The sequence below is a fragment of the Synechococcus sp. UW179B genome (genome assembly GCF_900474245.1).
GTDB lineage: Bacteria > Cyanobacteriota > Cyanobacteriia > PCC-6307 > Cyanobiaceae > Synechococcus_C.
Genome location: NZ_UCNZ01000025.1, coordinates 1 through 1613, shown reverse-complemented (window position 1 = coordinate 1613; position 1613 = coordinate 1). Strand labels below are relative to the sequence as shown.

The 1613-nt window shown below is 56.4% G+C and carries 1 protein-coding gene; it reads right to left on the bottom strand.

Annotated features, from left to right (window positions below; all coding sequences use genetic code 11):
- Positions 1-57: 57 nt before the first annotated feature.
- Positions 58-1536 (bottom strand): IS1182 family transposase, encoded by a 1479-nt coding sequence (locus tag DXY38_RS11220; protein WP_091644695.1) that lies wholly within the window; start codon positions 1534-1536, stop codon positions 58-60.
- Between the last annotated feature and the right edge of the window lie 77 nt (positions 1537-1613).

Here is a 1613-nt window from a genome sequence, read left to right as displayed (position 1 = left end):
TCAGATTGCTGACGAACCCCGGTTTTCCGGGGTTCGTTGCATTTGGGTGTTTTAAATTCAATTGGCGATGGATTGAGCCCAATATTCCCGATCGGATTGCCAATACGCCAGACAAGCCATTTTCCGGGCCCATTTCCGAATTTGGCCCTGCAAGTCCGGCATCCCAAAGGATTTGAGCCATAAAAGACGCGCCAGGATCTGCGCGATCTTCTTCATATTCTGGGCAGCAGCGGCCAACAGGCATTGCTCACGCACCTTCGAGAGCCCTCGCAAGCGAGCGTAACGGTGACCATGCAACTGCTTGGCATCGGCGAACGACCGCTCCACGGTTTCCTGTCGTCGTTTGTAGAGTGCCTTGCCCCACGGGGTTAACCGGTAGCTGTCCGTTCGGTCCTTGCTGTCCTGCCAGACATGCCGGGTCAGTACTTTGACGTGGTTGGCGCTGCGCGTGCATTGACTCAGCAGCGGGCAGTCTTTGCAGTTCGTGGGGTTGGATTTGTACTCCCGGTAGCCAAGGCGATTGGTGGTGGCGTAGATCAGTTGCTGGCCTTGCGGACAGCGATAGCTGTTGGTCTCGGGGTCGTAAGTGAAGGCCCGTTTTGGAAGGTAGCCCTTGGGCTTGTTCGGCCGCCGGTAGCCCATCACCCCGTAAAGGCCCCGGTCTTCCAGCCCCTTACAGATGCCGGCGGTGTAGTAGCCCGCATCCAACCCCACGCCCCAGACATCGAAGCCAAAGCGCTCACATTGGCGATCCAGTCTGTCCAGATAAGGGCGGCTGTCATGCAGGTTGGCTGGCGTGGCGTAACTGTCCGTGATGATGGCGTTGCGACCATCAACGGTTCGGTGGTCCAGGTAGAAGAACCCCTTGGGCTTACCTTCCCGAACCATATAGCCACTGTCCGGATCGGTACGGCTGATCTTGGTGTCTTTGGTCTTCGGTGGCTGCTCGGACAGCTTCGATTTCAAAGGCTTTTTACCCTGAGCTTTGCGATCGCCCTCAATGGCATCTTCTAGGCTGTCCAGGTAGGCCGCCACCTTCTCCTCTGCCTGTTTCAGGTCGTACTTGTTCTTGTTGGCATTGGCCTTGAGGTGCGTGCTATCAGTGTAAAGCACTTCGCCACCCACCAGGTCATAGCCCATCGCCTGGAGCACGATCTCATCGAAAATCTCCTGATAGATGCGGCTGTCCTGGAACCGCCGCCGGCGGTTCTGGCTCAGGGTGGAAGCATCCGGAATCTTGTCTGTCAGGTTGAAGCGTAAGAACCAGCGATAGGCCACGTTGACCTGTATCTCCCGCACCAGCTGCCGCTCACTGCGAATGCCGAACAGATAGCCGAGAAACAGCATCTTGAACAGCACCACCGGATCCAGTGCCGGACGACCGTTATTGGAGCAGTACAGGTGTCGAACCCGGTCACGGATAAATTCGAAATCGATGTACTGATCAATGTTGCGAAGAAGGTGGTTGTCGGGGACCAACGATTCGAGACTGACCATCTCGAGTTCGTGTTGTTGCGGGGACGGCTCTTTGAGCATGGGGCAGCCTCTGAAAAGTCGATACCCCAATTACAGCAAACCCCCGCCAAAATGGCGAGGGTTTGTCAGCAATCTGA